17 protein-coding genes are annotated in these 26751 nt (G+C 76.2%); all 17 read right to left on the bottom strand.

The genetic code is table 11. The annotated features are described in order from the left end of the window. Positions 1-8 precede the first annotated feature (8 nt). From FJK98_RS18580 to FJK98_RS18500, 17 genes are read right to left on the bottom strand one after another with little or no spacing between them, the layout of a single operon-like run. Positions 9-3440 carry a DUF6519 domain-containing protein gene (locus FJK98_RS18580; protein WP_145920147.1) on the bottom strand — a complete coding sequence of 1144 codons (3432 nt, stop codon included), beginning with the start codon at positions 3438-3440 and terminating at the stop codon, positions 9-11. Then, positions 3437-5560 carry a phage tail protein gene (locus FJK98_RS18575; RefSeq protein WP_145920146.1) on the bottom strand — a complete coding sequence of 708 codons (2124 nt, stop codon included), beginning with the start codon at positions 5558-5560 and terminating at the stop codon, positions 3437-3439. The genes FJK98_RS18580 and FJK98_RS18575 overlap by 4 nt, the downstream gene beginning before the upstream one ends. Further along, complete coding sequence (locus tag FJK98_RS18570; RefSeq protein WP_145920145.1) at positions 5557-8013, bottom strand: putative baseplate assembly protein; 2457 nt, start codon at positions 8011-8013, stop codon at positions 5557-5559. Before FJK98_RS18570 ends, FJK98_RS18575 begins: the two co-directional genes overlap by 4 nt. Then, entirely contained in the window at positions 8010-10388 is a 2379-nt protein-coding gene (locus FJK98_RS18565; protein WP_145920144.1) for a baseplate J/gp47 family protein, read from the bottom strand. The genes FJK98_RS18570 and FJK98_RS18565 overlap by 4 nt, the downstream gene beginning before the upstream one ends. After that, positions 10385-10747 carry a GPW/gp25 family protein gene (locus FJK98_RS18560; protein ID WP_145920143.1) on the bottom strand — a complete coding sequence of 121 codons (363 nt, stop codon included), beginning with the start codon at positions 10745-10747 and terminating at the stop codon, positions 10385-10387. Before FJK98_RS18560 ends, FJK98_RS18565 begins: the two co-directional genes overlap by 4 nt. Further along, positions 10744-11088, bottom strand: a complete 345-nt coding sequence (locus FJK98_RS18555) for a hypothetical protein (protein WP_145920142.1) — start codon at positions 11086-11088, stop codon at positions 10744-10746. Before FJK98_RS18555 ends, FJK98_RS18560 begins: the two co-directional genes overlap by 4 nt. Further along, positions 11088-11594: a phage baseplate assembly protein V gene (locus tag FJK98_RS18550; RefSeq protein ID WP_145920141.1), complete on the bottom strand. Its 507-nt coding sequence runs from the start codon at positions 11592-11594 to the stop codon at positions 11088-11090. The genes FJK98_RS18555 and FJK98_RS18550 overlap by 1 nt, the downstream gene beginning before the upstream one ends. Then, on the bottom strand, positions 11591-12742 hold the full coding sequence (locus FJK98_RS18545) for a hypothetical protein (protein ID WP_145920140.1): 1152 nt from the start codon (positions 12740-12742) through the stop codon (positions 11591-11593). The genes FJK98_RS18550 and FJK98_RS18545 overlap by 4 nt, the downstream gene beginning before the upstream one ends. Beyond that, positions 12735-13157, bottom strand: coding sequence for a hypothetical protein (locus FJK98_RS18540; RefSeq protein ID WP_205789039.1), 423 nt, complete (start codon positions 13155-13157; stop codon positions 12735-12737). The genes FJK98_RS18545 and FJK98_RS18540 overlap by 8 nt, the downstream gene beginning before the upstream one ends. Continuing rightward, entirely contained in the window at positions 13154-13798 is a 645-nt protein-coding gene (locus FJK98_RS18535; RefSeq protein ID WP_088645885.1) for a hypothetical protein, read from the bottom strand. Before FJK98_RS18535 ends, FJK98_RS18540 begins: the two co-directional genes overlap by 4 nt. After that, positions 13795-21318, bottom strand: a complete 7524-nt coding sequence (locus FJK98_RS18530) for a DUF4157 domain-containing protein (protein WP_145920139.1) — start codon at positions 21316-21318, stop codon at positions 13795-13797. Before FJK98_RS18530 ends, FJK98_RS18535 begins: the two co-directional genes overlap by 4 nt. Then, positions 21315-21557: a hypothetical protein gene (locus FJK98_RS18525; RefSeq protein ID WP_145920138.1), complete on the bottom strand. Its 243-nt coding sequence runs from the start codon at positions 21555-21557 to the stop codon at positions 21315-21317. Before FJK98_RS18525 ends, FJK98_RS18530 begins: the two co-directional genes overlap by 4 nt. Further along, complete coding sequence (locus FJK98_RS18520; RefSeq protein WP_145920137.1) at positions 21554-23398, bottom strand: ATP-binding protein; 1845 nt, start codon at positions 23396-23398, stop codon at positions 21554-21556. Before FJK98_RS18520 ends, FJK98_RS18525 begins: the two co-directional genes overlap by 4 nt. After that, positions 23398-24684, bottom strand: a complete 1287-nt coding sequence (locus tag FJK98_RS18515; protein ID WP_145920136.1) for a DUF4255 domain-containing protein — start codon at positions 24682-24684, stop codon at positions 23398-23400. The genes FJK98_RS18520 and FJK98_RS18515 overlap by 1 nt, the downstream gene beginning before the upstream one ends. Then, complete coding sequence (locus tag FJK98_RS18510; protein ID WP_145920135.1) at positions 24681-25520, bottom strand: hypothetical protein; 840 nt, start codon at positions 25518-25520, stop codon at positions 24681-24683. The genes FJK98_RS18515 and FJK98_RS18510 overlap by 4 nt, the downstream gene beginning before the upstream one ends. Beyond that, positions 25517-26230, bottom strand: coding sequence for a hypothetical protein (locus tag FJK98_RS18505; RefSeq protein WP_145920134.1), 714 nt, complete (start codon positions 26228-26230; stop codon positions 25517-25519). Before FJK98_RS18505 ends, FJK98_RS18510 begins: the two co-directional genes overlap by 4 nt. Beyond that, positions 26227-26745, bottom strand: coding sequence for a phage tail protein (locus FJK98_RS18500; protein WP_145920133.1), 519 nt, complete (start codon positions 26743-26745; stop codon positions 26227-26229). Before FJK98_RS18500 ends, FJK98_RS18505 begins: the two co-directional genes overlap by 4 nt. Between the last annotated feature and the right edge of the window lie 6 nt (positions 26746-26751).

Here is a 26751-nt window from a genome sequence, read left to right as displayed (position 1 = left end):
GTGACAGCTCAACTGACGTTGCCGGTGCTGCGCGCACCCCCACCCACCTGGATGGCGCCGTTGAGCGAGACGTTGTCGGTGACCGACCACAGCCGCTTGGCCGGTGCCCCCGACCAGGACGGGTTGCACAGGATCGCCGGCTCGCAGTTCTGCACCAGGTTGTCGCGGATCGCCATGATCGGGCCGCCCGCGGCGAAGGCCCAGATGCCGACGCCGGTCCCGGCGGCCACCGAGATCCGGTTGTCCGAGACGAACACGTTGCGGATGCTGCCGATCTTGATGCCCCGGATCGTGCTCGCGTTGCGCCACCACGCCGCGTAGAGGTGGATGTCGTTGCCGGTGACCCGGATCGTGCGGGCCTGGATCGGCGGTCCCTTGTGGTACGACACACCGATGTGCACGCCCTCGGCGATCTGGTCGATGCGGCAGTCGGAGACCTCGACGTCGCCGACGGCCGTGCCACCGCCGATCACCACCGCGCAGGCCCCCACCGACACCTCCGCCGCCGCGGTCAGCTCCTGCCGGTAGCCGCCGGCGTACTTCTCGCCGAAGGCGGGCTCCAGCAGGATCCGGTCGGCGACACCCCGCAGGTGCCGGGCCGCCGCCGACGGGGTCTGCACCGGACGCGACGGGGGCGACGCCGCCACCGCCGCCTCCCAGGCGCCCTGACTCAACGCCGAGTCGAACCGCAGGCTCGCCCCCGGCACGGGCAGCGCCACCTCACGGCGGTCCCGGGCGATGTCGTCGGCCTCCCGCACGTCGATGCCCTCACCGACCAGGTAGTCCCGCAGCGTCTTGCGACCCTCGTCGGTGTCGAAGATCCGCCCGGCGTTCTGCCCGAGCCGCCCCTTGAGCGAGGCGAGCTGCCGCTTGTACGAGGGCAGCTGGGCCGGGTCCTCGGTGGCGGCGTCCGCCAGCCGCAGCACGTACGCTCCGGCGCCCTGCGCGGTACGCAACTCCTCGGCGGTCGGCGGGCGCAACGTGGACAGGGTCTTCCACTCACTCAGCGGGACCATCGAGTTCATCCGGACACCCCACCGACCGACCCGCAACGCCGTGTTCCACTCGCCCGTCTCCAGCCGGTCGTCCCGGTCCAGGGCGAGCCGGCCCACCAGCTGGGCGGCGAGCTGACTGCGGAACTTCTCGTCCTTGACCAGCTCGGCCAGGGTCAGCGAGGCCGGCCGGGGCGGGCAGGAGAACCGGCACCGGGTGACCACGGCGTGGTCCGGGTTCACCAGCAGCACCCCCTGCTGGCCGTGACCGACGAGGAAGTCCGAGTCGAGCACCCGGACCTTCCCCGGCGGGGTGCCCTGGTCGTTGCGGACGGTCAGGCAGGTGCTCCGCGGCGACGCGCCGGCCACCCCGGTCAGCTGGCACTGGTCGATCGTCACCTCGGCGCAGTTGATCGCCGAGACCGGCCCGAGCCGCCCCTGCACGTCGGCCGGGCCGGAGGTCTCCACCGCCAGCTGCGCCACCGACACGGTGCCGCAGTTGACGAACATCAGCGCGTACTCCTGGCCCTGCACCCGGATGCGGCTGGCCGGCCCGCTGCCCAGCACCCGGATGTTGGCCCGGCCGGTGAAGGTGACCGGCACGGTGCTGGTGTAGAGGCCGGGGGCGAAGCAGATCAGCACGTCCCCGGCGGGCAGCGTGTTGAGCGCCTGCACCCAGTCGATGCCGGGCCGGATGGTGATCGTCGCCCAGCCACCGGTGGCGGACGCGGCGAGCTGGTTGATGGCGGCCTGCACGGTGGTCGCCCCGGCCAGCGACGGCCGCCCGGTCGGGTCGTACGACACCCGGTCGGCGCGCGACAGCGCGCCGGTGAAGGTCACCGGCAGGTGGACCGGCTGGCCGGCCTCGTCGAGGAGCTGGGCGGTGACCTCCTGGGTGGCGGCGGCGGAGTCGAGCTGCCAGGCGCACCGGGCCCGCCCGTCGGTGCCGGTCTCCACGGTGACGGTGACGGCGGTGACCGCCCCGGCGGTGACCCGGCCCGCCCCGCCGGTGACGGTGAACCGGACCCGGGCCTTGGCGACCGGCTGGCCGCCCATGGCCACCCCGGTGACCAGGTCGTGCCCCAGCGGCACCAGGGTCGCCGGGTTGCCCGGCACCGGCACCGCCTCCTGGCCGTCCCCGCCGAGCAGGCTCAGGGTGGCCTGCCCGGTCAGCGGGGCGAACACCGGCCGGCAGTCGCGCAGCACGCTCCACTGGCTGCCGTCCCAGCCGACGACGCCGATCCGGCCGTGCGCCCGGCGCGGCCCGTGCGGGGTCTGCGCGACGGGCGTGGTGCCGACCCGGGGCCACTGCACGTCGTGCACCGCCGAGCGGGCGGGGAACGACCACCAGTCGCCGGTGCGGAAGCTGCCCGCCGCCGAGAACCGGATCTTGATGCCGAGTTCCAGGTCCAGTTCGCCGCCGCCGGCCGGCACGGTGCCCCGGCCGTCCCAGCGGCGCACCCGGGGCCGGGACGGGAAGTCGGCCCGGTCGAGGCTGCCGGTGGCGGTGCCCGGCCGGATCACGATCCGGTCCCCCTCCACCCGGTCGACCTGCACCAGCGTGCCCGGCAGGGCGTTCTGCTCCCGGCCGTCGTCGGTCAGCTCCACCCAGGAGCCGTTGGTGAAGCCGGCGCTGCCGTCCCGGCCGGGCACCTTCACGGTCAGCACGTCCACGTCGATGCTCTCCCAGGTCGCCACCGTGGCGGCGTTGTCCCGGGACCAGACGTAACCGGCCGTGCCGGGCGCCCCGCCGGTGAGGATCTCCACCCGGTAGAACTGGTTGTCCAACCCGGTGTACGGCGACCCGGTCGGGATCACGCAGTCACCGCCGGAACTGCCCGTCGGATCGGCGCGGACCGCGAGGGTGCCGGTCGAGGCGGCGGTCAGCTCCGCCCAACCGGGCGGGGTGTCCGCGCAGCCGACCGGGGTGTTCGGCGGCCCGGCCTGCAACAGCCGCACCTGCCACACGGTCCGCAGCCGGGTGGTGGTGTCCGGCCCGCCGAGGGCCACCTCCCGCAGCGCCGGATCCTCGATCGCCGTCACGTGCTGCGACCACACCTGGAGCCACGCCGCGTAGACCCCCGGCGGCACCGGGGCACCGGCGGCCAGCCAGGTGCCGTCGAGCCTACGGACGAACGGCCCGGCAGCCGGCAGGTCCGGCTGGGCGAACACGGAGACCGGGGTGTCGTTCTCGCAGAGCACCCCGTCGAGGTAGTAGCGGCCGGCCGACAGCTTCAGGTCGGCCCCGCCGGTCAACCCGAACGCCCCGCCGACCAGCGGCGCGCCCGCCGCGCCGACCACGTCGGTCAGCGCGGTGGCCCGCAGGTGCGCCTGGATGTCCTGCTGTTCGTTCCAGTCCGCGTCCAGGTCGACCCGGCCCTGCTGCTTGCGGACGCTCGTCGCGTGCCGCCGCTGGTCGAACGTGACGCGGCTGATGTCGCCCTTCATGGTGTGGTTCCTCCGGTCGGCAGGACGGGCAGGGCAGCGGCCACCCGCCCCAGCGGCAGGTACTCCGCCAGCGCGAGGGTGAGGTTGTGCAGACGTTGCGGGGTCACGGCACGACGGAACGCCCCCAGCTCGGCCCCGGACTCCGCACCGGTACGCAGCTCCAGCGCGGCGGTGGCGGCCAGCCGGCCGTAGGTGGCGTCGCCGTAGCGGGTGCTCGCCCACGCCGGCCCGACCCGGGTGGCCACGTCCGGGTCGTCGGGGTGGGCCTGCTGGGCGAGGTCCGGCTGGCAGCGGTAGCGGCGCGGGGTGACCGAGCCGGGCCGCAGGTAGCTGAACCGGACGTACCCCTGCTGCCGGCGGGCCACCGTCACCGGCTGGTCGAACAGGCAGTCCGTGGCGGTCAGCACCCGCGCCGTGGTGGCGCCCAGCACCGTCACCCCGGTCAGCTCCGCCGCCGCGTCCCCGGCGGCCACCGTGCCGTGCACCAGCGAGTCGGTCACGGTCAGCGGGCCGTCGGTGGTGGTCAGCGCTCCGGTCACGCAGCGGTGTACCACCACCCGGGTCCGGTCGTTGCCGGCGGTGACGCTGAGCCCGGTCGCCGCCGGCCCGAGGGTGCAGTGCCGCAGCTCGACCAGGCCCAGGCCCGGCCCACCCCCGGCGGGCGCGGTGACGGTCACCGCCCCGGCGACCAGCAGTCCGTCGACGACCAGCTCACCCGGGCGGTCCCCGACGCCGACGCCGGTGACCGCCAACGCGCCCAGCAGGCAGGGCCGCACCCCGACCGGGTCGAGGTCGCCCTGCCGGCGGGGCCGGTCCGGCGGCCGGGGCCACTGCGCGGCCAGCACGCTCAACCGGCTGCCCTGCCCCACCCGCACCGACAGGTTCTCCCGGTAGCGGTGGCTGTCCAGCACCACGATCCGGCCGGTGCTGCCCGGGTGCGCGGCCTGGAAGTCGTGCCAGGCGGTCACCGCCTCACCCAGCGAGGCGACCACCTCCCCGGCCTGCGGCGGCTCGGTCACGCTCACCGCGAGCTGCCAGTCCACCGGCCCGTCCGCCGCCCCCAGGTCACCCCGGCGCGGGTACGGGCCGGCGCCGACGTCGGCGCTGAACGCGTACCACCAGGAGACCGCGAGGCGGTGCACCGGCCGGCCGGCGGCGACCGTGATCCGGCCGCGCACCGGGTCGACCCGCACCACGCTGCCGGTCGGCAGCTCCCAGCCGGCCAGGTCGCAGATCCGCAGCAGGTCCAGCGGCACCGGGCGCAGCTCGTCGGCCGGGGTGGGCTGGATCCACACCACGAACGACGGGTCGTCGTCGCGGAACCAGCGCCGCTGCTCCGCCGACGGCGGGCTGTCCGAGGCCAGCGCCGCCAACTCGTCGCGCAGCGGCCGACGGCGCAGCGGACCGGGCACGTTCGCCTCGTCGGCCCGGTGGTCGATGTCCGGCTCGGTCACCGTCGGCCCGGTCAACTGCCGGCCCACCCCCACCGGGTCGATCCACCACCGGCCGTCCGACGGCGTCACGACCGGCGCGGCCGTCGCCCGGTCCAGCCGGTACGACGGCAGCGGCCACACGTACAGGCCGATGTGGCCGATGTTGGGGCGGCCGGTCCCGGTGTCCATCGCCCGCACGTCCACCGTCCGGCAGACCGTCTCGAACGGCCCGCCGACCAGCTCCAACGGTGCGGCGTCCCGGATCGACGCGGTGGCCGGCGCGTCCCGGACGTGGTTGACGTGCTGGGTGGCGACCAGCCGTTCGAAGAACTCGACGACGGCGGCGCTCCAGCCGGTGTTGGCCCGGGTCAGCTCCTCCAGGGCGGCGGCGGTGCCCTTGCGCCGGCGGAACCGGATCGTGTCGGCGACCCGGGCCCGGTCGGACAGCCCGCCGCCGTCGGCCAGCGGATGCAGCTGACCCGCCCCCACCAGCTCACCGAGATAGGGCACCACCCACTCGGCGCAGGTCTCCACGAACCAGTCGTCGGTGAGCTGGTCGATGTCGGCGTCGAGCGCGGCGGCCTGGCCGGCCAGCACCTCCACCAGGACGCGCAGCATCCCGCCGGCGGCCTCGTCCCGGCTGCGCAGGGCGGCCGGTAGCAGGCCCCAGATCTCCTCGACCCTCACGATGCCTCCAGCAGGGTGACGTCACCGGCGTCCACGGTGAGCAGATCGGCGGGTAGCAGCACGTCACCGACCCGACGGGCCGGCGCTGCGGTGATCACGTCGAGCCGGGCCGGTGCCTGCCCGGCGTCGTACAGCAGCTCCAGCACGACCGCCGCGACGCCGGGCACCCGGTGCAGCAGCGCCTGCACCTCGCTGGCGCGTACCGGTTGCGCGTAGTCGCGGGCATCGAAGTTGAACCCGGTGACCAGCGCCGCGCGGGCGGCGGCCGAGACCGCCGCGAACCGGTACCCGGGGGTGAGCAGCAGCCGCGCGGTCACCGCCACCCGACGCCGGTGGTGACCGAGGATGCGCACCGGCACCGACGCCTGGCGGGCGGCGTCCAGCGCCCGCAGCAGGTCGGCGCGGACCGGCGCGTCCGGCGGGATCTCCGCCCCGTCCGGGCCGGCGACGGTGAGCAGGACGAGCTGCCGGGCGTCGTCCCAGACCAGGTCCGCGCGGGCCTTGCCGATCCCGGCGAAGGCGCGGGTGAAGTCGGCGTGGTCGTCCAGCGAGACGACCCGGCCCAGGGTGCGGACCGCCAGCGGCGCGTTGCGGCGGGCCCGGTCCACCCCCTCCGGGTCGTCGGCCCCGGCGGCCGGCACCGGGTTGCCCACCTCCATCAGGCCCAGCGGCCGGGACAGCGGGATCGTCAACCGGCCCGGCGCGAGGTCGGCCGACCGTCCGACGCCGCTGCGGTAGGTGGCCACCACGTTGTCCCGCCCGGTGGGCAGCCGCGCCCCGGTCAGGCCGTCGCCGAAGGTGACCGTCACGACGCCGTCGTCGGCCCGGCGCACGGTGTAGACCCGGGCGGTGGGGGCCTGCCCGAGCAGGGCCGGCACCTCCTGCCAGCGCACCCCGTCGACCCAGACCGCGAGGGTGGTACGGGAGCCGCTCGCGGTCGCCGCCGGCACGTGGGTCAACGGCGCGTGCCGCAGCGTGAACCGGGGGAACGCCTGCCGCGCGTCGCCGCTGCCCAGCACCTCGGCCCGGCTCTCCCCGTGGGTCGCCGGTGTCACGTTGCCCAGCACCCGGACGCTGTCCCGCCGGTAGCGTCGGGTCACGGCCGCGGTCAGGTCCACCGTGGTCGCGTCCCGCACCCGCAGCACCGTCACCACCTCGCCGACCGGCCCGCCGTCCGGGTCGACGCCGGTGAGCACCAGCGGCCGGCCCGGTTCCAGTCCGGGCGTCGGCCGGGCCAGCTCCAGGGTCGCGGTCGCGGCCAGCGGGGCGGTCAGCGGCGGGGCGGTCGTCGGGAGCAGCCGGCTGCCGCCGAGCACGGTGGTGGTCCGCCGGGTGAAGGTCTTCGAGTCGCCGCCGGCCACGGTGACCCGGGTGGTACGGGCGGCGATGCCGAAGTCGGCGACCGGCAGCTCCGCCACCGCGTCGACCCGACGCACCTGCGGCACCCCGGCGGTCTCCAACACCAGCCACGACCCGGCCAGGATCGACGGGTACGACTGGTCCAGGTGCAGCGCCCGCTCGTCCTTGCCCAGCGGGGCGTCGACCCAGCTGTCCTTGCGGGTGGCGTACGCACCCGGCAGCACCTGGTTGGTGCCCGGGTTCACCTCGCCGACCCGCAACGCCACCGGCAACGCCGACCACGGCTGCGCCTGGTGGCCGAAGAGCGCCGCCCGCTGCGTCAGCAGGTGCACCTGCACCTCCCGTCCCGACTGGCGCAGCTCCGTGCCGAGCGGCTGGGCGGTCACCGCCGCGTCCAACCCGACCACCGTGTACGCCGGCACCAGCGCGCCGCCGTCGGACGCGGCCACCACCGCCGGCAGCACCGCCGTGGCCGAGCGCACCCGGCGCACGTCGTACCAGTCGGGGCCGAGCACCAGCAGCGCGGTGCCCGGGGTGAGCACCGTGTCGGTGCCGGCCAGGTGCAGGGTGTCGTCACCGGGCCGGGGCGTGCGGGGCGCGGTGACCCGCAGCCCCACCGCGTTCAGCTCCGGGCGGGCCAGCAGCGGGGCCACCGTCTCGAAGACCTGCGGCAGCTCGCCGGGGCCGGGCACGCTCTGCGCCTGGCTGCCCACCGGGATCGGCACCCCCTCCGGGGCGCCGGGGGTGGCGGTGACGGTGAACGACAGCCACGTCGTCGCGGCCACCCCGGGGCGCAGCTCGTAGCCGATCGCGCGGGCCAGCATCAGCACCGAACCGCGCTCGGTGGCGGTGCCGAGGAAACCCTCGTTGGCGATCCGCTCCTGGTAGAAGGCGAGCACGTCCAGCGTGCCCGCCCAGGCGTGCAGCAGCGCCACCGCCGGGTCGTCGACCTCCCGGGTGGTCAGCCCGGCCAGCTCCGGCCGGCCGGAGAGCCGGTCGACCAGCTCGGCGGCGAAGTCCGCCTGCCGGCCCAACCGGTACCCGATGGCGGCCCGGCCGGGCGGATTGGGTTCCCGGCCCACTCGTGACGTCACAGTCCACCCACCAGGTCGAGGTGCAGGATGCCGTGCTCCGGCACGCTGGGATCGTTGTCGAGGCGGATCACCTCGGTGTCGCCGGCCCGCAGCACCCGGGCGTCCAGTTCCCCGCCGGCGGCCACCCCCACCGGGTGCAGCTCGGTCACCCGCACGTCGGTGACCCCGGGGACGGTGACCGCGGCGGCCAGCAGTTGACTGACGTACAGCGGGGTGCCGAAGCTGAACCGGTCGGGGTGGAAGAACCCGCGCGCCTTACCCGGCAGGTCCCGGGCGGAGAAGAGGTCCAGCAGGGCCCGGCGCACGTCGGAGCGGAACGCCCCCGGGGTGACGCACACCCACAGCCGCAGCTCCACCGGCAGGTCCACCGGGTCGCGCAGTTGCAGGTCGTAGCCGGCGACCCGGAACCGGTCGAGCCGCCCGGCCAGCCGGCGGGCCAGCTCCGGTTCGTCGGTGAGCCGCTGCCCGCCGGTCAGGTCGAGGGTGAGGAACACCGTCCACCAGGAGCCGGTCCAGCGGACCCGGGCGGTGGCGTTGGCCACCTCGGGCAGCCGCCGTGCCGCCGCCACCCAGTCGGCGGTGGTGACCGCCCGTTCCTGGGTGGCGAAGGCGACCGGGGCGTGCTGCCGGGCGTGCTCGACGTCCTCCGGGTCGGTGCCGCCGACGGCGGGCAGCGGATTGGTCGCGGCGAGCAGCCCGACCCGGTCGGTGACCAGGGTGGTCAGCGCGTCGTGGCCGAGGTTGCCGGCCGCGCCGCCGCCGCGCCACCAGGCGACCTGGAAGACCGTGCCGGCCGGCGGCCGCCGTCCCGACACGTCGTCGCCGAAGCGCAGGCTCACCCGGCCGTCGCGTTCCCGTTCCGGGACGAAACCCTGGTCGAAGCGGTCGGCGCTGAGCAGGTCCCGGCGGGGCCGCCAACTGCCCTCGGCGGTTTCCAACCGGATCAGCGGCACCGCGGCGCGCGGGTCCTGGTCGAGGGCCTGGCTGGCCGGGGTGTCGGTGGTGAACGGCACCGCCGCGGCGACCGGTTCGTCGGTCAGCACCGGCCGCCACCGGTGCTCGGCGGCCGGCGGGAGCTGCCCGGACACCGCGCTGGCGTGCTGCACGGCCACCAGGTTGGCGCGGGCCACCGCACAGGTCACCAGGTGGTCGGTGCCCGTGCCGGCGACGGAGGCGGTGACGGTCAGCGGGAACGCCAGCCGGTCGGCGGCGCTCCACCCGACGTCCAGCACGGCCACCCCGGTCACCGGGTCGGTGGTGGGGCGTACCGACACCAGGCGGACCACCTGCCGGTGGGTGGGGTCGGCGTCGGCTCGTCGACCCGTGTGCGGGGAGAGCACCTCCTCCAGCAGCAGCAGGTCACCGGCGGCCAGACCGGTGGCGGGCAGGTCGACCAGAGTGGCCCGGGTCGCCCCGGCGGGCAGGCCGCAGTCCCGGCCGCCCCACACGTACAGGGCGATCTCGTTGCGGGCGGCCCGGGGGGCGAGCGGGGTCAACGTCTCGAAACCGGTCGCACCGCCGGCCAGCAGCGCCGCCGCGTCGGCGGGCCGTACCGCCGGGGTGGCCCGGTCGGCGGCCAGCACCGGCGTCCCGGCGGGCAGGCCCCGGCTCTCCACGTCCGATCCGGCGGCCACCCGCACGCTGAGCCAGGCGCGGGCCGCGCAGCCGTCGTGCACCGCGTAGTCCAGTAGCCGGGCGTGCCGGCGTACCGAGATCCGGCTGCGGGCGGTGCCCAGGTAGGCCTCGGTGCCGGCGGCGTCCTGCCGGTAGGACAGCCGGTCGGCCACGTGGGCCAACGCCTCCACCACCGTGACCAGCGGGTCGGCCGGGTGCCGGTCGACGCCGCCGGGCAGGGCGGCGAGCCGGTCGAGCATCAGCCGCCGGAACCCGGCGTAGTCCCTGGCCAGGTAGTCGGCCGGCGCGGTGGTCGCCGGCGGTGGCGGCACCGGCGGGGCGGCCGGCGCCGGGTCCAGGTCGCTGGGGCAGTTGGCCTTGAACGAGAAACCCTGCGCCGACAGCACCGGGTCGAAGCCGGGCGGCACCCGGTCGTCCACCGCCGAGCGCACCAACCGCAGGGTGTACGGGGAGAAGTCACCGGCCCGGTCCACCCGGACGGTCAGCTCCGCCCCGGCGGCGGCGACGCTGAGCACCCGCACGCCGGTGATCCGGACCCCGCCGTCGACCACCACGTTCCCCACCGTCAGCGGCGCACCGGCGGGCACCCCGCCGGTCTGGCCGGGCAGCGGGTGCAGGAAACCGACGTGCAGCAGCCGCTGGTCGGCGGCGTCCACCTCGACCCAGTCGATGCCGTTGAACGCGCTGCCCGGCCGGGCCACCTCGGCCCGCCGCTCGTCGTCGTCGCAGCGCACGCTCATCCCGCACCCCTCTCCACCGACACCTGCGCCGGTCGGCCGGTGGCCCGTAGCCGGTACTCGACGTGCACCCGCACCGCCGCCTCGGCCAGGTCGACCCGGACGTCGTCCACCTCGATCAGTTCGCCGAGCCAGCGCTGCAACGCGCTGCGGGCCTGCAACTCGGCGGTGCCCACCACCGCGTCGTCGACCGGGGCGAACAGCAGCTGGCCGAGACCGGCGCCGAAGTCGGGCCGGTTCACCCGCTCCCCGGGCACGGTGAACAGCACCGCCTCCACCAGGTCGGCGACGTGCCGGTCCGGGCCGGCCAGGCCGGAGCGGCCCCGGTTGTCCGGCCGCCACGGAAACGCCGGGTACGTCATGACGCCACCGCCCGGACCTGCACGCCGGCCACCGTCGGCGGCCCCTGCGGGATGCCCTCCGCGCTGACCCCGAGCCCGACACTGGTGCCGAGCACCGGCGGCTGCCCGTTGACCAGCACCCGGGCCGCCGGGGTGGTCCACTGGAGCTGGACGCAGGGCTGCGGTTTCGTGCCCGCGCCCACCGGCACCTGGAAGGTGCACCCGGTGACCGGGTACGCGTCGGTGGCGGTGACCACCGGCAGGCCGTTGACCAGCACCCGCGCGTTGCCGGTCTGCGGGGTGACCGGACCGGTGTGCGGGCAGGTCAGCACGGCGCCGACGTGCAGCAACGGGCCGGGCATCAGGTCACCGTCAACGCGGTCTGGTTGACCGCGACGGTCGGCCCGACCAGGGTCACCGAGGCACCCTTGCCGTTGGAGATGATGATCCCGGTGTCGTTGATCGAGATCATCGCCCCGGTCAGCGTCTTGAGCAGGATGCCGCCGGTCGGGCCGGGAGCATCGGAGATCATCAGGGTGGCCTGGCCGGGGGTCTGCAACACGATCGGCGGGGTGGGCGGCGGGGCCGACGACACCAGCGCCGGGATCTCCGCCTTCGAGCCGTACCAGCAGCCCGTCCAGATCGGATGGTCGGCGTCGCCCTGCTCGAACTCCACCCACACCCCGGTGCCCGGCAACGGCACGGCGAACATGCCCGCCTGGATGCCGGCCAGCGGGAAGCAGGGCATCGCCCAGCTCGACGGGGGAAGCGTGACGTCCGGGACGGTCACCTGGATGCGGCCCTGCTGCAACGGATCGAGGTGGTTGACCACCGTGCCGCGATACTTGCCGTAATACCTCGTCGTCATGGCTGTGCCCTTCCGGAGATGGAGACCTGGGCGTTGCGGCCGAGGGTGAAGCGCTGCTTGACCTCGCCCGCCTTGACCGTGGTGGTCACGCTGCGCACCACGTACTCGCCGTCGTAGGCGCGGCCCGCCCCGCGCACCCCGACCAGCCGGCGGCAGCGCAGCAGCCGGCCGTAGCGCAGCACGTCCAGCGAACCGGACCCGGTGATCACGTTCGCCGACTGGGCGGCCCGGGCCAGGCCCCGGGCGAGGGTCTGCACGACGTCCATCCGGGCGGTGGCGTCGTCGGTGCCGTCGGGGTTGGACCGCCCGACGTTCATCCGCCGGTACGACAGCGGAATCGGGATCTTGCGGCCCAGCGGCGGGTTGAGCGGGCTGACGTCCGGCACCGGCAGCGGAATCGGCACCCGTACCTGCTCGGGGAACGCGGTGAGCAGGTAGACGGTCTTCTGCACCCCGTCGAAGGAGAACGACAACGACTCCACGTTCGCGCCCGCGTCGGCGTTGACCGTCAACGCCGGCTGCGGCTGACCGGCGCGCACCTCCGGCCCCCAGTAGGCGGTGTTCATCCCCGGGGTGGGCCCCGGTTCCACATAGAACGTGTAGCCCACCTCGTCGGCGAGCTGCGACACGTACGCGAAGGTGGTGCCGCGCACGGCGGGAATCCGCTGCACCGGGTTCGGCGCGAACACCAGCACGCTGGGCACCACCATCGGCACCACCCCGTACGCGGCGAACGGGGCGAGCAGGGTCAGCACCCGGGCCTCCGCCGGCATCGGCATCGGCAGGTCCGACAGGTCGATCAGGTCCATCATCTGGCTGACGTCCACCCCGGTGAGGGTGAGCGTCGACGCGCCCGCGTCGTTGCTGCGGGCCACGTCGTGCCGGGTCACCACCCCGTCGGAGAGCACCTGCGGGCGGCCGTCGACGTGCAGCACCAGCAGCACCCGGGTCGGCGGGTCGAGGCTGCCGTCGGCGAGCATCCGCTCCACCAGCGACCCCCGGCCCAGCGCGAGACGCAGCTGGAACCCCGAGCGCTGCCCGGCGTTCTGGGTGACCTGCGCCTCCTGCACCGCCGCCACCAGCTCCATCGGGGCCGGTCGGAAGGTCAGCGGCCCGATCAGCACCTGCAACCGCACCCCGCTAGGCATCGAGGCTCCCCGGGAACCCCTCGGGCAGGGCCACCCGGACCACCTGGCCGGGACGGGTCAGCTCCGCCGGGTCGAACACCCCGTTGGCGTCGCAGAGCTGCCAGAACGCGGTGGGGTCGCCGACCGTACGGGCGGCCAGCAGGTCGACCCGGTCACCGTCGGCGACCGGTTCCCAGCCGGCGGTGGCGAGCCGCTCGGCGGGCGGCACGAACCGGCGACGCAGGTGCACGATCTCCTGGCCGGTCTCCGGGTCGACGGTGACCGTGGTGCCCACGGTGGCGTACCGGCTGTCCGGCGAGAGGGCCCTCGGCGTCGGCTGGCCGCCGCCACCCGCGCCGGTGGCGGCGAAGAGGGTCTCCGCGACCCGGCTCTGCGCGGCCACCAGGGCCGGATCGGTGTCGGTCGGGTCGCTCATGGCAGCCGGTCGATGCCGAGGTCGGCCAGCCGCCCGCCGCGCGCCCGGCCGGCGAGCTGTTCGAGCTGCTGGTGGGCGGCCATGGCCAGGCCGCCGGCCCGGCCGTCGGTGCCCACGTCGTTGACGGTCAGCACCCGCAGACCCAGCCGGATCTTGGCGCGGATCGGGTTCAGCATCGGGTCGAACGCCTCCTCGGTGATGGTCAACTCGGTGATCCGTACCGGCCAGAGCCGGCGTCGTCCGAACGCCAGCAGCACCAGCGGCGCCGGTGGCGGCACCACCTCCAGGGTGCCGGCGGCCAGCAGCGCCGCCGCGTCCTGCACGGCAGCCAGGCTGGGGTAGGCCAACGACTCCAGCGCGGCCAGCTGCGCGGTCAGCCCCAGCTCCACCGTCTGCGGGTCGGTGAGCTGGTCGGCGGCGTCGAGGTCGGCCTCCAGGGTGAGCGTCTGCACCGGCGGGCCGGTGATCCGCAGCGCCTCGCCCCGGGCCCCACCCTCGGCCCCGGCCGTCTTGAGCTGGAAGCCACGGGTCAGCGCGTCCGGGTTGTACTGGAGGGTGATCACCCGGCGGCTGCGCCCGCTGTCCGGGTCGAGCACGACCAGACCGGCGCGCAGCAGTCGGGGGCTGAGGGGACTGGTCACGGGGTGCCTCCAGAGGTGGGACGCCGCCAGCGGATCCGCTCCGCCACGGCCCGGGTGATCCGGCCCTGCATCAGCAGCGGGTCCAACCCGCTGAAGTCGACGGTGCAGTCGGTCAGGTCGGTGATCCGGATCTGCCCGGTGGACAGGCCGAGCCCGTCGAAGAGCAGGTTCACCCGGGCCACCGTGGCGCTCTGCAACGACACCGGCCGCAGCCGGCCCGGCCGGCCGACGCCACCGGCGGCCCGGCGTACCCCGCCGCCGACGGCGAGGTGCACCAGCGCGTCGGGGGCCAGCACGATCTCGTTGCTGCCGCCCAGCGGCAGGGTGATCTCCCGGGGGTTGTTGACCGACAGGTCCACGTCGACGTTGCCGATCGCCAACCGGCCGGGCGGGCCGGTGGACGGTTCGTCGCTCTGCACGTCGGCGATGGTGTGCAGCAGGTCGTCGCGGGAGGCGGCGGTCGGTCGCAGCAGCCGGTTGAGCCGCACCAGGTGCGCGGTGCGGGCCTGGCTGACCTCGCCGGTGTCGAGCTGCCACCGCAGGACGTCGACGTCGCTGTCCGGCGGGGGAGCGCCCTCCGGCCCGAAGCTGGGCAGGTGCACCCGGTAGACGAGGTCGTCGCCCTCGACCAGGAACCGGCCCGGGGTCCACCACGGCAGCGCGCCGGTGAGCCGGCGGTAGTCGACCGCCCCGTCGCGCAACGCCAGCCGCACCTCCCAGCTCCGCTCGCCCCACAGGAACCCGTCGTGGGTGACGTCGAAGTCGATGTGCCCGTTGAGGCTGTCCAGCACCTCACCGATGCGGTAGGCGTCCAGCGCCCGCACCAGGGCGTCCCACTTGCCGGCCAGGGCGGCCCGGCGCTGCGCGCTGGTGGTACGGGCCGGCGGCGGGGCCGGGACCGGGGAGCCGCCGCCCAGCATGGTGGCCAGGTCCAGCACGAACCGGGCGTTGCGGATGTCCAGCGACGGCAGCTCACCCGAGCCGCTGGTCAGGTCGTGGGTGAGGTCGCCGAGCAGCCCCTGCTCGACGAAGATGTACAACCCGAGGCCGCTGTCGGCGAAGGTCAGCCCGGTCACCTCGCCACCGCGTACGGCGATCCGCCGGCCGGGGGCCGCCGTGCCGTCCGGCCCGGCCGGGTCCTGCTCGTAGCCGATCGAGGTGAACCGCAGCCCGTACTCGGGGCGGCCGGCCGGCGCGCCGAGGAACAGCAGTTGCCGGCGCGGGTCGGCGGTGACCTGGGCGCTGATCGCGGTCAGCGTGGGCTGCGCCAGGTTGAGCCGCAGCCCACCGTGGTCGAGGAAGTCGACGCTGAGCCCACCGGCGGCGAAGTCGGCGGTGCCGCCGGACAGGAAGGCGCCGATGTCGAAGCCGACCCGGGCCGCCTCGATCGCCCCGATCCGCAGGCCGCCGAGGATCCGCATCCCCTCCGCCGTGCGGGTCGCCTCCACCAGGAAGCCGTCCTGCCCGGCGGCGGGCACCAGCCGCAGCTCACCGAGCACCGCCTCGACGTCCGGGCTGAGCCGGATGGTGGTGCCGTCGTGCAGGTCCACCAGCAGGCCGCTGGCCCGGGTCTGCTGCACCACCAGCTCGCGCAGCAGCAGCCGGCGGAACCGGCCGCCGGGGGTGCCGGCCGGCCACAGGTCGACCCGGGCCCGCGCGCTGATGCCGAGCAGGCTGATCGCCCCCGCGCCCGGCGGGATGCGCAGGCCGAGCGCCGCGCCCTGCCAGTTCAGCGCGTCCACCGAGATGGTGGCCAGGCTCAGCCCCGGCTGCCCGTCCGGGCCGATCTCGATCCGGTCCGGGCCGATGCTGACCACACCGGTGTCCAGCCCCTGGATGCCGACGTGCTGGTCGTGTTCGCCCGGCCGGGGCCCGACGCCGAGGTGACCCTCGCCGCCGACCACCCGGGCCTGGACCCGGCCGCCCCGACCGAAGGCGAGGGTGATCTGGGCGGCCCACAACGCGCCGTCGACGTGCAGCGCGGCGTCGATCCGGCCGGTGATCTCCACCCGGGTCGCCCCGGTGGTGAGCCGTCCGGCGGTCAGCCCCGCCGCCGCCGACCAGCGCAGGCCGCGCAGGTCCACGTCGAGGATCTCCAGCGGCGGCCGGTCCGGCTCACCGGCCGGGGTCGGTTCGGGCCGGCCGAGGCCGACGTCGAGCACCCCGTCGCGGTAGCGCAGGTCCCGCCCGGTGATCCGGGCGACGTGCAGCCGCTCCACGTGCAGCGCGGCGGTGGCCGGGACGACCCGACCGGCCGCGTCGCGCTGCTCCGGCGTGCTGTCCCAGCGACCGCTGACGGTCAGCCCGTCCAGCACGGTCGCCCCCCGGGAGACGATCCGCCCGTCCCCGGCCCGCCAGTCGATCGCGCCCAGCTCGATGCGGGCCGGGCCGACGTCCTCGAACCGCAGCCCGCCGGCCCGCTCGGTGACCAACCGGCCACCCAGCCCCGCCCGGCGTACGGTGACCGCGCCGTCCGGGGTCCGCAGGGTGGTGTCGGTGAGGGTCAGCCCGTCGAGCTGGATGCGTTGGCTGTCGGTGGGGTCGCTGACGATCCGGCCGGTCACCGGGTCGACCTGGTGCGGCCCGGACCGGATCAGGTCCACGGTGACCGAGGCGGCGTTCGGGGCGGTCGGCCGGCCGGCCACGGTGCCGGTGATCGTGGTCGGGCCGCCCTGCACCGCACGGGAGACCACGGCGAACCGCAGCCGGTCGAGCTGGCCGACGGTGAGCCGTCCCGAGTAGGTCAGCTCCGCGCCGGTGAGGTCCACGTCGAGGTCACGCAGCCGTACCCCGATCAGCGCGCCGGAGACCACCTCGACGCTCATGCCCGGCGCCGGATCGGTGACGTCCATCCCGATCCGGTCGGCGTCGATCCGCTCGATGACCAGGTTGCGCACCAGCGCGCCACGGACCTGCCGGCCGGTGGCCGTCGCGCCGGTGCGGACCCGCACGTCGAGGCTCATCCGACCGATCCGGGTGCTGCCCCGGGAGTAGACGCTGCGGCCGGGGGAGTTCAGTGCCAGCCCGGTCAGTTCGGTCTGCTCCACCACCAGGTCGGGCAGGCGCAGGTCGTCGCCGTCGGGCAGCACCCGGCCGTGGATCGCCTCGCCGGGTGAGCCGTCGGCGCGGGCCGGCGCGGTGAAGGCGATCCGTCGGGCCTCCACGCCCGGCCCGGAGAGTCCGGTCACCGCCAGCTCACCCACCCCGAAACCGACGGCGGTCCGGCCGACCGGCAACCCCTGGGCGGCGGCCGGGCCGGCCAGTTCGGCGGGGAGCCGGCCACCGCCGACGGCGTCGAGGTCGGCCCGTACCCGCAGCCGGGACGCCGCGAGCCGCTCCACGGCGGTGGCCCCGGCCCGGACGTCGGTGGCGGTCAGTTCGGCCAGCCGCACCTGCACCCCGAGGGTGGCCGGGTCCAGGGTGACGTCGAGCCCACCGACGGTCAGCCCGCCGACGGTGACCCCGAAGTACCGGCGGGCCCGCTCCCGCAGCAGCTGAAGCTCCTGCTCCTGGGCCCGGGTGCGGTGCCCCGGCAGATAGCGGCCGGCCGGGTCGACCGGCTCGGCGGCCAGCGACTCCAGCTCCCGCAGCCGGTCCAGGTCGGTCAGCCAGCCGGTCAGCTCCGCCCGCCGCTGCGCCCAGCGCGGCTCGTCGGGCAGCGCGGCGAGCTGGGCGGTGACGTCGGCGCGGGTGGGCAGGTCACCGGCGGTCAGCCGCAGCGCCGGTGCGCCGGCCGGGCCGGGCAGCAGCCGTACCCCGGTGAGGGTGGCCGACCCGGTGCTGCCCCGGGCCGTCGTCGCGGCGTCGGCCGGGACGCGGTCGCGGCGGAACCGGGCGATCAGCTCGTCGTCGGGCAGGTACTCCCCGGCGCGCGACGGCAGGGACGCCTCGGCGTGGATCGGGTCGATCTCCACCCCGGCGGCCTCGACCCGGCCGGTCAGCCCGGTGACCCGGATGCCACCGACGTCGATCGCCCCGCCGACGGACTGCCGCAGTTGGTCGGAGAGTTCGACCAGTCGGCGGCGTTCGGCCTCGGACAGCGACTCGGCGTGCCAGCGGTGCCGGGCCTCCAACCGGTCCAGTTCCCGCTCCGCCGGCTCCAGCGCGGTGAGCTGGCTGTCGACGGCGCGCAGCCGCTCGTCCAGGGTGGCGCGCCCGGCCCCGGTGGCGGCGTCGCGGCGCAGCCGCAGCGACTCCTGCTCGGCGCGCAGCCGGGCCGGCAGGCTGGTGGCCACCCCGATCAGGGTGCGGCCGACCTCGATCCGGCCGATCTGTTGCAGGCCGGCGAAGGAGAGCCCCTCGGCGGTGGCGCTGGAGAAGCTGACCCGCAGCGAGTGCATCATCTCCACCGCGTCGGTGACCCGCTCGCCGACCGTCCGTGGCGGCCGGAACACCCCGTCGGTGAGCAGCCCGATCGTCGCGTTGGCCAGCGGGGTGAAGATCTCCCCGGCGGTCAGCGAGGTGAACTGCTGGGCCAGGAACGGCGCGCCCGCCGTGTACGGGGCCAGCAACGCGTCGCTGATCTTGGACAGGAACGGCAGCCCGCCGTAGAACGCGATGACGTTGTGCAGCAGGTGGATCAGCGGATCGATGATCGGAATGCCGACCCAGCCGTGCCGGCCCGGCTCGGTCAGGTTCTCCTGACCGGTCGCCCCCGCCCGGAAGGCCAGCGTGGACAGGCCGAACCGGGTCAACCCGAGCAGCCCGCCGGGCAGCCCGTCGCTGGCGTACACCACGTCGGAGACGCTCAACGCGCCCATCCCGGCCTGCGCGCCGACCGGCCGCTCGTAACCCCGGTCGGAGAACGAGGCGACGATGTCCAGGTCGGTCAGGGTGAGCCGGCCGGTGCGCAGCGAACTGCCGGTGAAGGTGCGGTTCACCCCGTCGAGTTCCAGCCGGGGCAGCCTGATCCGCAGCACCCCCTGCCGGGCGTCCAGCGACAGCGACAACCGGTTGGCGCGTTCCCGGTCGGTGTCGCGCAACCGGGCGCCACCCAGGTCGCCGCTGATCCACTGGGCGTCGTGCAGGTCGAACTCGTCGACGGTGACCTCGTCGGTGAACAGGCTCAGCCCGGTGCGGCTGAGGAACAGCAGCTTCAGCCCCACCGCGACCAGCCGGGCCAGGTCACCCACCACCGTCGGCGTGCCGTCGGTGCGCAACGACTCCGGATCGAACGTGGGCCGCCGGGTGGCGTGGTAGAGCCGCAGCTCCGCCACCAGCGTCGACAGGGCGGGCAGCAGGTCCGCGCGGACCTCCCGGGAACGCAGGAACACCCAGCGGCGGTCGTCCAGCGCGTACGCCTGGATGATCAGCGACCGCAGCTCGGTGACCCGCCCGGCCCGCCAGAGCCGGTCGTCGCGCAGCCGGTCACGCAGTTGGTCGCGGGCCTCCACGCGGCGCGGACCGGAGATCGCGGTGACGGCGAGTGAGGCGCGCATCTGCGGGGTCATCCCGGACTGCATCCGGGCCCACCGGTCCGGGTCCTCGGCGGCCAGCCGGGCCTGGTCGGCCACCGGCAGGCTGCGCACCAGCTGGAACGCCAGCCACGCCTCCCGGGGGTTCACCGCCCAGTCGGTCAGCCCGGTCGCGAGCAGGCCGCGGGCCTGCCGTTGCAGGTGCGCCGGGTCGCGCAGGGCGAGCAGGTCGAGCAGCTCCGCCCGCCACATCTCGTGGGTCAGGTACGCGTCGGGCAGCGCGGCGAGGATGCGGTCCAGGTCGCGTAGCGCGTCCAGCCGGTGCACGGCGGTCCGCAGCGCCTCCCGCCCCCGGGCGTCCGGGCCGGTGGTCGCGGCGGTGGGCCGGTCGTAGCCGATCAGCCGGCGGACCAGCTCGACGGCGTTCACCCCGTCCAGGCCGCCCTGCACGATCCGGTGGATGTCGGCGACGAGCCGGTCGGCGTCGACCTGCCCGGCGCTGCGCCGCCGCCGCTGCAGCGGTTCGGCGAGGGTGCCGACGCCGGTGTAGCCGCCGCCGAGCACGTCGGCGGCGGGGATGTTCTCCTCCAGCCGGTCGAACCAGCTGCCCTGGTCGAGCTGCCGCCACCGGTCCTGGGCGGCCAGCGGCAGGCTGCGCAGCAGCAGGTACGCGAAGCGGGCCTCGTGGTCGCGGATCGCCCAGTCGAACAGCCCGTACGACAGCAGCCCCTCCACCCGGGCCAGGTTCCGGTGCTCCGGGCGGGCGGCGAGGACGACCAGCAGCCGGGGGCCGAGCGGCGCGTCGACCCGCCTCTCCTCCCACGGCAGCTGGTCGAGCAGCGTGTCGAGGTGGCCGCCGTCGTCGAGCTGGCGGACCGCGTACCGCAGCCGGGGACCCGGCTCGGGCGGCCCGGCGGCGGCCGACGCGGCGGTGGCCGGGGTGCCGGCGGTGGGTGCGGCGGGGGCCAGGTCGGCGAGCTGGCGCAGCGCCTCGTCGGCCCGGCGGTCGTCGACCGACCGTCGCACCTGGCGCAGCCGGGTGGCCAGGTCGGTGTCCCGGTCGAGCCGGGCGTCGTCGGTCGTCTCCCCGTCCAGCGCGGTGACCTGCTCGCGGAGGGCGTCGGCGTCGTCGCCCACCGGGGGCCGCTCGGCCAGCAACGCCCGGAACTGCGCCTTGCGGTCACCGGCCAGCAGTTCCCGCAGCACGCCGGTCCGCAAGGCCCGCAGCACGTCCAGGGCGGTGCGCCGCTGCACCGGGTCGAGCCCGTCGGTGTCCAACCCGTGCACGTTGTCGGCTTCCAGCACCCGCAGCAGGTAGGGGGACTGCCCACCGAGGGCGGCCAGCGCGGCCCGCGGGTAGGCGCGGTGGTGGTCGTCGTCGAGGTTGCGGGACAGGTCGGTGCGCCGGGGTGCCGGCAGGCTGTGCACCAGGCTGCGGGCGACCACGAACGGCAGGGTGTCCAGGATGCGCAGGCAGCCGCGCACGTCGTCGCCGGAGACCCACAGCCCGTCGAGCAGGTCGATCATCCGGGCCCGTTCCGCCCGGTACCGGCGGTCCACCAGCGCCCCCAGCTCCGCCTCCAACGGCCCGCTCCCGGCCTCCTCGGCGGGCACCCGGTCGGGGGCCGGCGGGCTGGCCGGGCGCGGCGGGGTGGCCACGGCACCGGTGTCGGCGGCGACCGCGCCGGCCGGCAACCACGCCACCGGCCGCCACAGGGCCCGCCCGGCCGCCGCCGCGTCGGCCAGCGCCCGCGCCTCGGCCTCCGGGTCGGCCACCCGCCGCCCCGGGGCCGCCGACGTGCCGCCCGCCTGCGCCAGGTGCCCCAGCTCGTGCACGAGTAGGGCCCGCCCGGCGGCCCGGGACGGGTCGAAACCCGGGGCCAGGTGCACCGTGCCGTCGGCGAGCAGCCCCCGCGCGCCGTGGTTGGCGGCCCGGCGACCGTCCCCGCCGAGGCGCACCCGCACCGCGTCGGGGCGCAGCCCCAGCGCCGGGGCGTACCTGTCGACCAGGTCCCGGGTCAGCGTGGCGAGGGCGTCGTCGCGCGCCGCGACGGGGTCCGCCGCCGGGAGCGGGGCCCGCTGCGCGGCCGGGCCGGGGGCGGTCACCGCCGCCACCCGGGCAGACGCAGCCGGACCCAGATCGCCTCGGCCAGCGCGGTCGGCAGGTCGGCGGCGGCCGGCGGGTCGGTCACCGGGGCCACCGTCGACGGCAGCCCCCGCTCGGCCAGCAGCCGGGTCAGCCGGGCACCCACCTCGGCCGCCAGCGTGGCGTCGACCGGCCCGTCGACCCCGGTGACGACCAGCCGGCGGATGTCGACCTCGACGGTCGTGACGTCGGGGTTCACGACCACAGCCCCGGGTCGGCCGGCCGGTCGTGCTTGGCGTACTCGGCGGCGACCGCGTCGAGCACGTGCCGCATCCCGACCGGGACGCCCTCCCCGGCGGCGACCAGCGCGGCGCGCAGCGCGACGGTGTGGACGTCCCCGCCGGTGAGGTCCAGTTCGGCCAGCCGGGGCAGGTCCAGGTCGGCGGTGGCGGCCCCGGGCGGGAAGGCCCGCCGCCACAGCCCGGCCCGCTCGGCGGGACCCGGATGCCCGAACGGCACCACCACCCGCAGCCGACGCAGGAACGCCGGGTCGATGGCGGTACGCATGTTCGTGGTCAGCACCGCCACGCCCCGGTACCGCTCCATCCGTTGCAGCAGGTACGACACCTCGATGTTGGCGTACCGGTCGTGGCTGTCGCGGACCTCGGAGCGGCGGCCGAACAGGGCGTCGGCCTCGTCGAACAGCAGCACCGTGCCACCCCGTTCGGCGGCGTCGAAGATCCGCCGCAGCTGCTTCTCGGTCTCCCCGATCCACTTGCTCACCACGGTCGCCAGGTCCACCCGGTGCAGGTCCAACCCGAGCACCCCGGCGACGACCTCGGCGGCGAGGGTCTTGCCGGTGCCGCTGGGCCCGGCGAACAACGCGCTCACCCCGAGGCCCCGACCGGTCCGGCCGGCGAAACCCTGCTCGACCAGGAGCGCCCGGCCGGCCGCGGCGGCGGTCAACTGACGCAGCTGGGCCAGGGCCGGGGCGGGCAGCACCAGGTCGTCCCAGCCGGCCCGCACGTCGATCCGCTCGGCCAACCCGTCCAGGTCGCGGCGGACCCGCTCGCGGACCAGCTCCCGGGCCCGCGCCACCGGGTCGCCGTCGGGCCCGGCGGCGGGGGCTGCGGAGTCGAGGATCTCCCGGTGCCCCAGGTCGAACTCCCGGGCCAGCCCGGCGGCGGCCGCCGCGGCCCGACCCGGCAGCAGTTCCCCCCACAGCGCCCGCTGCTCGGCCCGGGTCGGCCGGTCCACCGTCGGCCCGGGGGCCACCCCGTCGAGGGCGACGGCGCGGGGGACGCTGACCACCACGTCACCGACGAGCCGGGCCAGCAGGTGCGCCACGGCGGCCCGCGTCTCCGGCGGCTCGTCGCCGGTCAGCTCGACGACCAGCACCGGGTCGGCGAGCACCACCTCCCGGTTCCACAGCCGGGCGAAGGCGTCCCGGTCGGTCACCGCGCGGGGCAGGTCGGCGGCGGCCACCCGGTGCCCGGTCCGGCCCACCGCCGCGCAGGCCGCCGCCAGCACGTCGACCCGGTCGGCGGGGTCGGGTCCGCACACCCGCAGCGGCCGTCGCCCGGCCTGCCAGGTGGCGCAGAGCTGCCGTACGGCCCGACGGCGGCTGGCCGGCAGGGTGGCCGGCGGGGCGGGCAGCGCCACCAGGTACGGCCGGAGCCGCTCGTCGAGCCGGCCGACGCCGTGCAGCTCGTGCAGGACCCGTTCGTCGACCCGCAGCGGGGCGTGCGGCAGGGGACCCTCGCCCAGCTCCACCAGCCGGGCCGCGCGCAACGGCCGGTCGGCGGCGAGGGCGTCCCAGTGCCCGCCGGGCAGGGCGTCCAGGCACCAGGCGAACGTCGGTGGCCGGTCCAGCAGGCCCAGCTCACCGGCGACCGTGGCGACCAGCACGTCGCGTTCGAAGCCGGTCAGCCCGAACCCGGTGCCGATCCGGTCCAGCGGGGAGTCGTCGGTCGGGGCGTCGGCCGCCGGTTCCCCCTTGAGCCGCAGGCGGATGCGGTCCAGCTCGGCGGCCAGCCCGTCGCCGCCCGCGTCCGCCGGGGGCGGGGCGGGCCAGCGGGCGGCCGGGCGCGGGGCGGGCATCACAGCACCACGGCGGGGCCGTCGTACCGGCCGGTCGGGTCGGCGTGCAGCGGACTGTCCACCCCGTCGACCCGCAACCGGGCCAGGTAGCTGCCGGCGGGCAGGTCGCGGAAGGCGAAACCGATCCGCCCGGTGCGCTGCCCGCCGGGCGGCACCCCGTTGTCGGCGGGCGCGGCGAGCACCGTGCCACCCACCCCGGTCAGCCCGAGGGTGACCTGCTGGCCGGTCTCGACCTCGGGGACGACGTCGACGGTGACCGTGCCGGTGCGCAGCAGCACCCCGTCGACCGTGCGGCTGGACTCGACGACCACGTCGGCGGGGGCCACGGTGATCGTCGGCCGGTAGGTGACCGGCACCGCGTCGGAGCTGACCGCCGGCCGGGGCGTGGGCGGGTCGCCCAGCGCCACCGCGTGGGTGACGACCAGCCCCCGGATACCGGCCGCGACGGGCCGGTCGAACGCGGTCAGCGGCAGCCGCAGCTCGCCCGCCGTGACGGTGGCGGGGCTGGCCGAGGCCGCCCCGATCCGCACCCGCACGTCCGGCCCGGCGAGGTTGCGGCCGGTCACCACCAGCGTCGCGCCGGCCGTGACCGGGGTGCCGGTCGGCCCGTCGGCGCGGACCTGGTCGACCTCGGGACCGGCGACGTCGACGGTGCCGGCGGTGACCGCACGGACCGGCAGCGGCTCCCGCGCGCCGCGCAGCGGGTCGATCAGCACCACCGAAACGTCGAAGAAGACGCTGCTGCGGTACGGCGCGCTGAATGCCGACCAGAGCCGGAAGCTCTCCTCCCCACCGGGGCTGTTGGTGACGCTCACCCGTAACTGCTCGACCTGCTCGGCGAGGCGGGATTCGGCCACCGGGGCGGGCAGCGTCGGGTCCGGCGGGTCGGGGGCGAGTGACCGGCGGATCGCCGCCCGGGTCAGCACCGGCGTCTCGTGCAGCATCGCCAGCAGGTGACCGAGCAGGATCTCCCCGGTCAGCGGGTCGTGACCGTAGACGCTGGCCACGTAGTGCAGGTCGACCCCGAGCGGCGGCGCGGCGACGTCGTCCCCGCCGGTGCTGCGCGGCGGTGGCCCCAGGTTGGCCCAGGTGGGGTTGCGGGTCACCCGGCTCAGGAACAGGTTGACCTGGTTGCCCTCCTGGTTGCCGACGGTCACCCGGTCGGGTGGGCCGGCGGAGACGGACACCCCGCCGACCGCCGACGAGGCGCCGGTGGCCCGCAGGTACGCCATCAACTGCCCGCGCAGCACGGCGGTCACGGCGGCGAGGGCGTACCCGGTGCTCACCGCGTCACCCCCGATCCGCGCAGGTACGACTCCAGTTCCGGCGCCGGGCCCGGGGCGACGGCGGGTGCCGGGGCGGCCGTCGGTGCGGTGACCGGCGGGGCTGCCGCCGGATTCCGCTGCGGGGTGAGCCGGACCTCGATCCGACCGATGTGCACGTGCACGGCGACCGGCTCGGGCACCCGCGCGTCGGCCCGGGTGACCGGTGCGCGGTGGGCGGGCTCGACGGTCGGCGCGACGCGTGCCACCGGCACGGCGGGAACCGGTGGGGCGACCGGGGCCGGCACGGCGGGCGTCGGGGTGGCCGTCCGGGCCGGCGGATCGTCCGGGTCGTCCCGGCGACGCGCCGGTGCCCCGGTCGGCGCGGCCGACGCGGTCGGGGTGACCGGCGGTCGGGGCGGTGCGTCCCGGGTCGCCGGCGCGGGTACGGGCGCGCCCGGTCGGGTCGCGTCCGCCCGCGCCGGAACCATCACCGGCCGGTCCGGCCCGGGCACGTCCGGGGCGCGGGTGCCGGGCGGAGGCAGTGGGCGGGGCGGCCCGGGGACCGGTGCCCCGGCCGGCGGCGCGGGCGGCGTCGCCACCGGCACGGCCGGTGCCGCCGGAGCGACCACCGGTGAACCCGGCGACGACGGCAGCGGTGGCGGCGACTCCGGCGACGGCGGCGCGCCGGTCGGTCGGGCGGGCGGCGGCGGGGTGGCCGGCCACCGCTCCTGCTCCTGCTCGGTCAGGAAGCCGTCCGGTTCCGGCTCCTGCGGCTCGAACCGGCCGAGGGCGCGGGGACGCAGCCGGGGCGCGGTCCCGATGGCCAGGGCGGCCAGCGCGGCCAGGTAGCCGCTCACGGGACCCGCTCCAGGTACGCCGCCCGGCGGTGCGGACCCAGGGCCAGCACCTCCGCCTCGGACCAGCCGTACGCGCGGGCCAGCCGGTGCACCTCGTCGAGCAGCCGGCGCACCCGGACGTCGGCGGCGTGCCACGCCCACGCCGGCACGTCCAACAGCGCCTCGGTGTCGCCGCCGCAGCCCGGACAGGTCAGGGCGACCGCGACGACGCCGAGCGGGTCGCGCTCGGCCATCGCGGCGGACACCGCCGGCAGCGCGGCGGACGGGTCGGCCAGTGGCGGGTCGGCGTCGAGCAGGCAGGCGTCGAGCAGCCACCGCTCGGCCGCCGCCGCGTCACCGGCCCGCGCCGCCCCGGCCAGGTCGGCGGGGGTGGGCAGCCGCAGGGTGAGCAGGTGCCCCCGCCACCGCAGGGTGAACGGGCCGGCGGTCCGGTCGGTCCGCTGCGGCGCGGCGGTCAGCAGGTCGGCGACGGTGAGGGTCACCTCCAGCCGTTGCGCGCAGGCCGGACAGTCCACCGTGGTCGCCACCCGGCCGCCGGTCCAGCCACCGGCGGTGGCCAGCAGCAGCGCCGTCACCTCGCCCACCGGCAGCCGGTCGGCGTCGGGCCGGCCGAGCAGCAGCAACCCCCGGCGCGGCGCGGGCTGACCGAGCGCGTCGTCCCAGGCGTGGACCAGCGCCACCTCGGTCGACGGCGGGCCCGCGGCGGTCACGACCCGAGCCGGGGTTCGGCCGGTTCGGCGACCGCCTCGTCGCGCTCCCAGCCCTCGTTCTCCAGCTTGAGGTGTTCGATCGCCACCGCGTTGGCGTTGGCGTCCAGCTCCGGCAGCGCCTGGTACTCCGACACCCAGCAGCGGAACAGCCGGTACGACTGGGCGACCTGGCCGGCCTCGTTGAGCAGCTCGATGGTGATGTCCCGCCGGAAGTCGGCCAGCGACACCTCCGCCCCGGCACCGGCGTGCAGCGCCCAGATCCGGCCCGCCCACTGGGCGAACTCGGCGTCGTGGGTCAGCCCCCGTTCCAGGGTGACCGCCTCGAACTCGGTCCGCCCCGGCGACTTGTGACTGGTCGACGGGTTGCCGCCGTCGCGGTGCTTGACCACCTCGGTGGTCCGCTTCAACGCGCTGACCTTGCTGACCCCGGCCACGTAGCGGCCGTCCCACTTCACCCGGAACTTGAAGTTCTTGTACGGGTCGAAGCGCGTCGGGTTGACCGCGAACTGCACCATGACTCA

This window comes from Micromonospora sp. HM134, assembly GCF_007833915.1.
In the GTDB taxonomy this organism is placed as follows: Bacteria; Actinomycetota; Actinomycetes; order Mycobacteriales; family Micromonosporaceae; genus Micromonospora; species Micromonospora wenchangensis.
The sequence above is the reverse complement of the archived record's forward strand: the minus strand, read 5'-3'. Positions and strand labels throughout refer to the sequence as shown.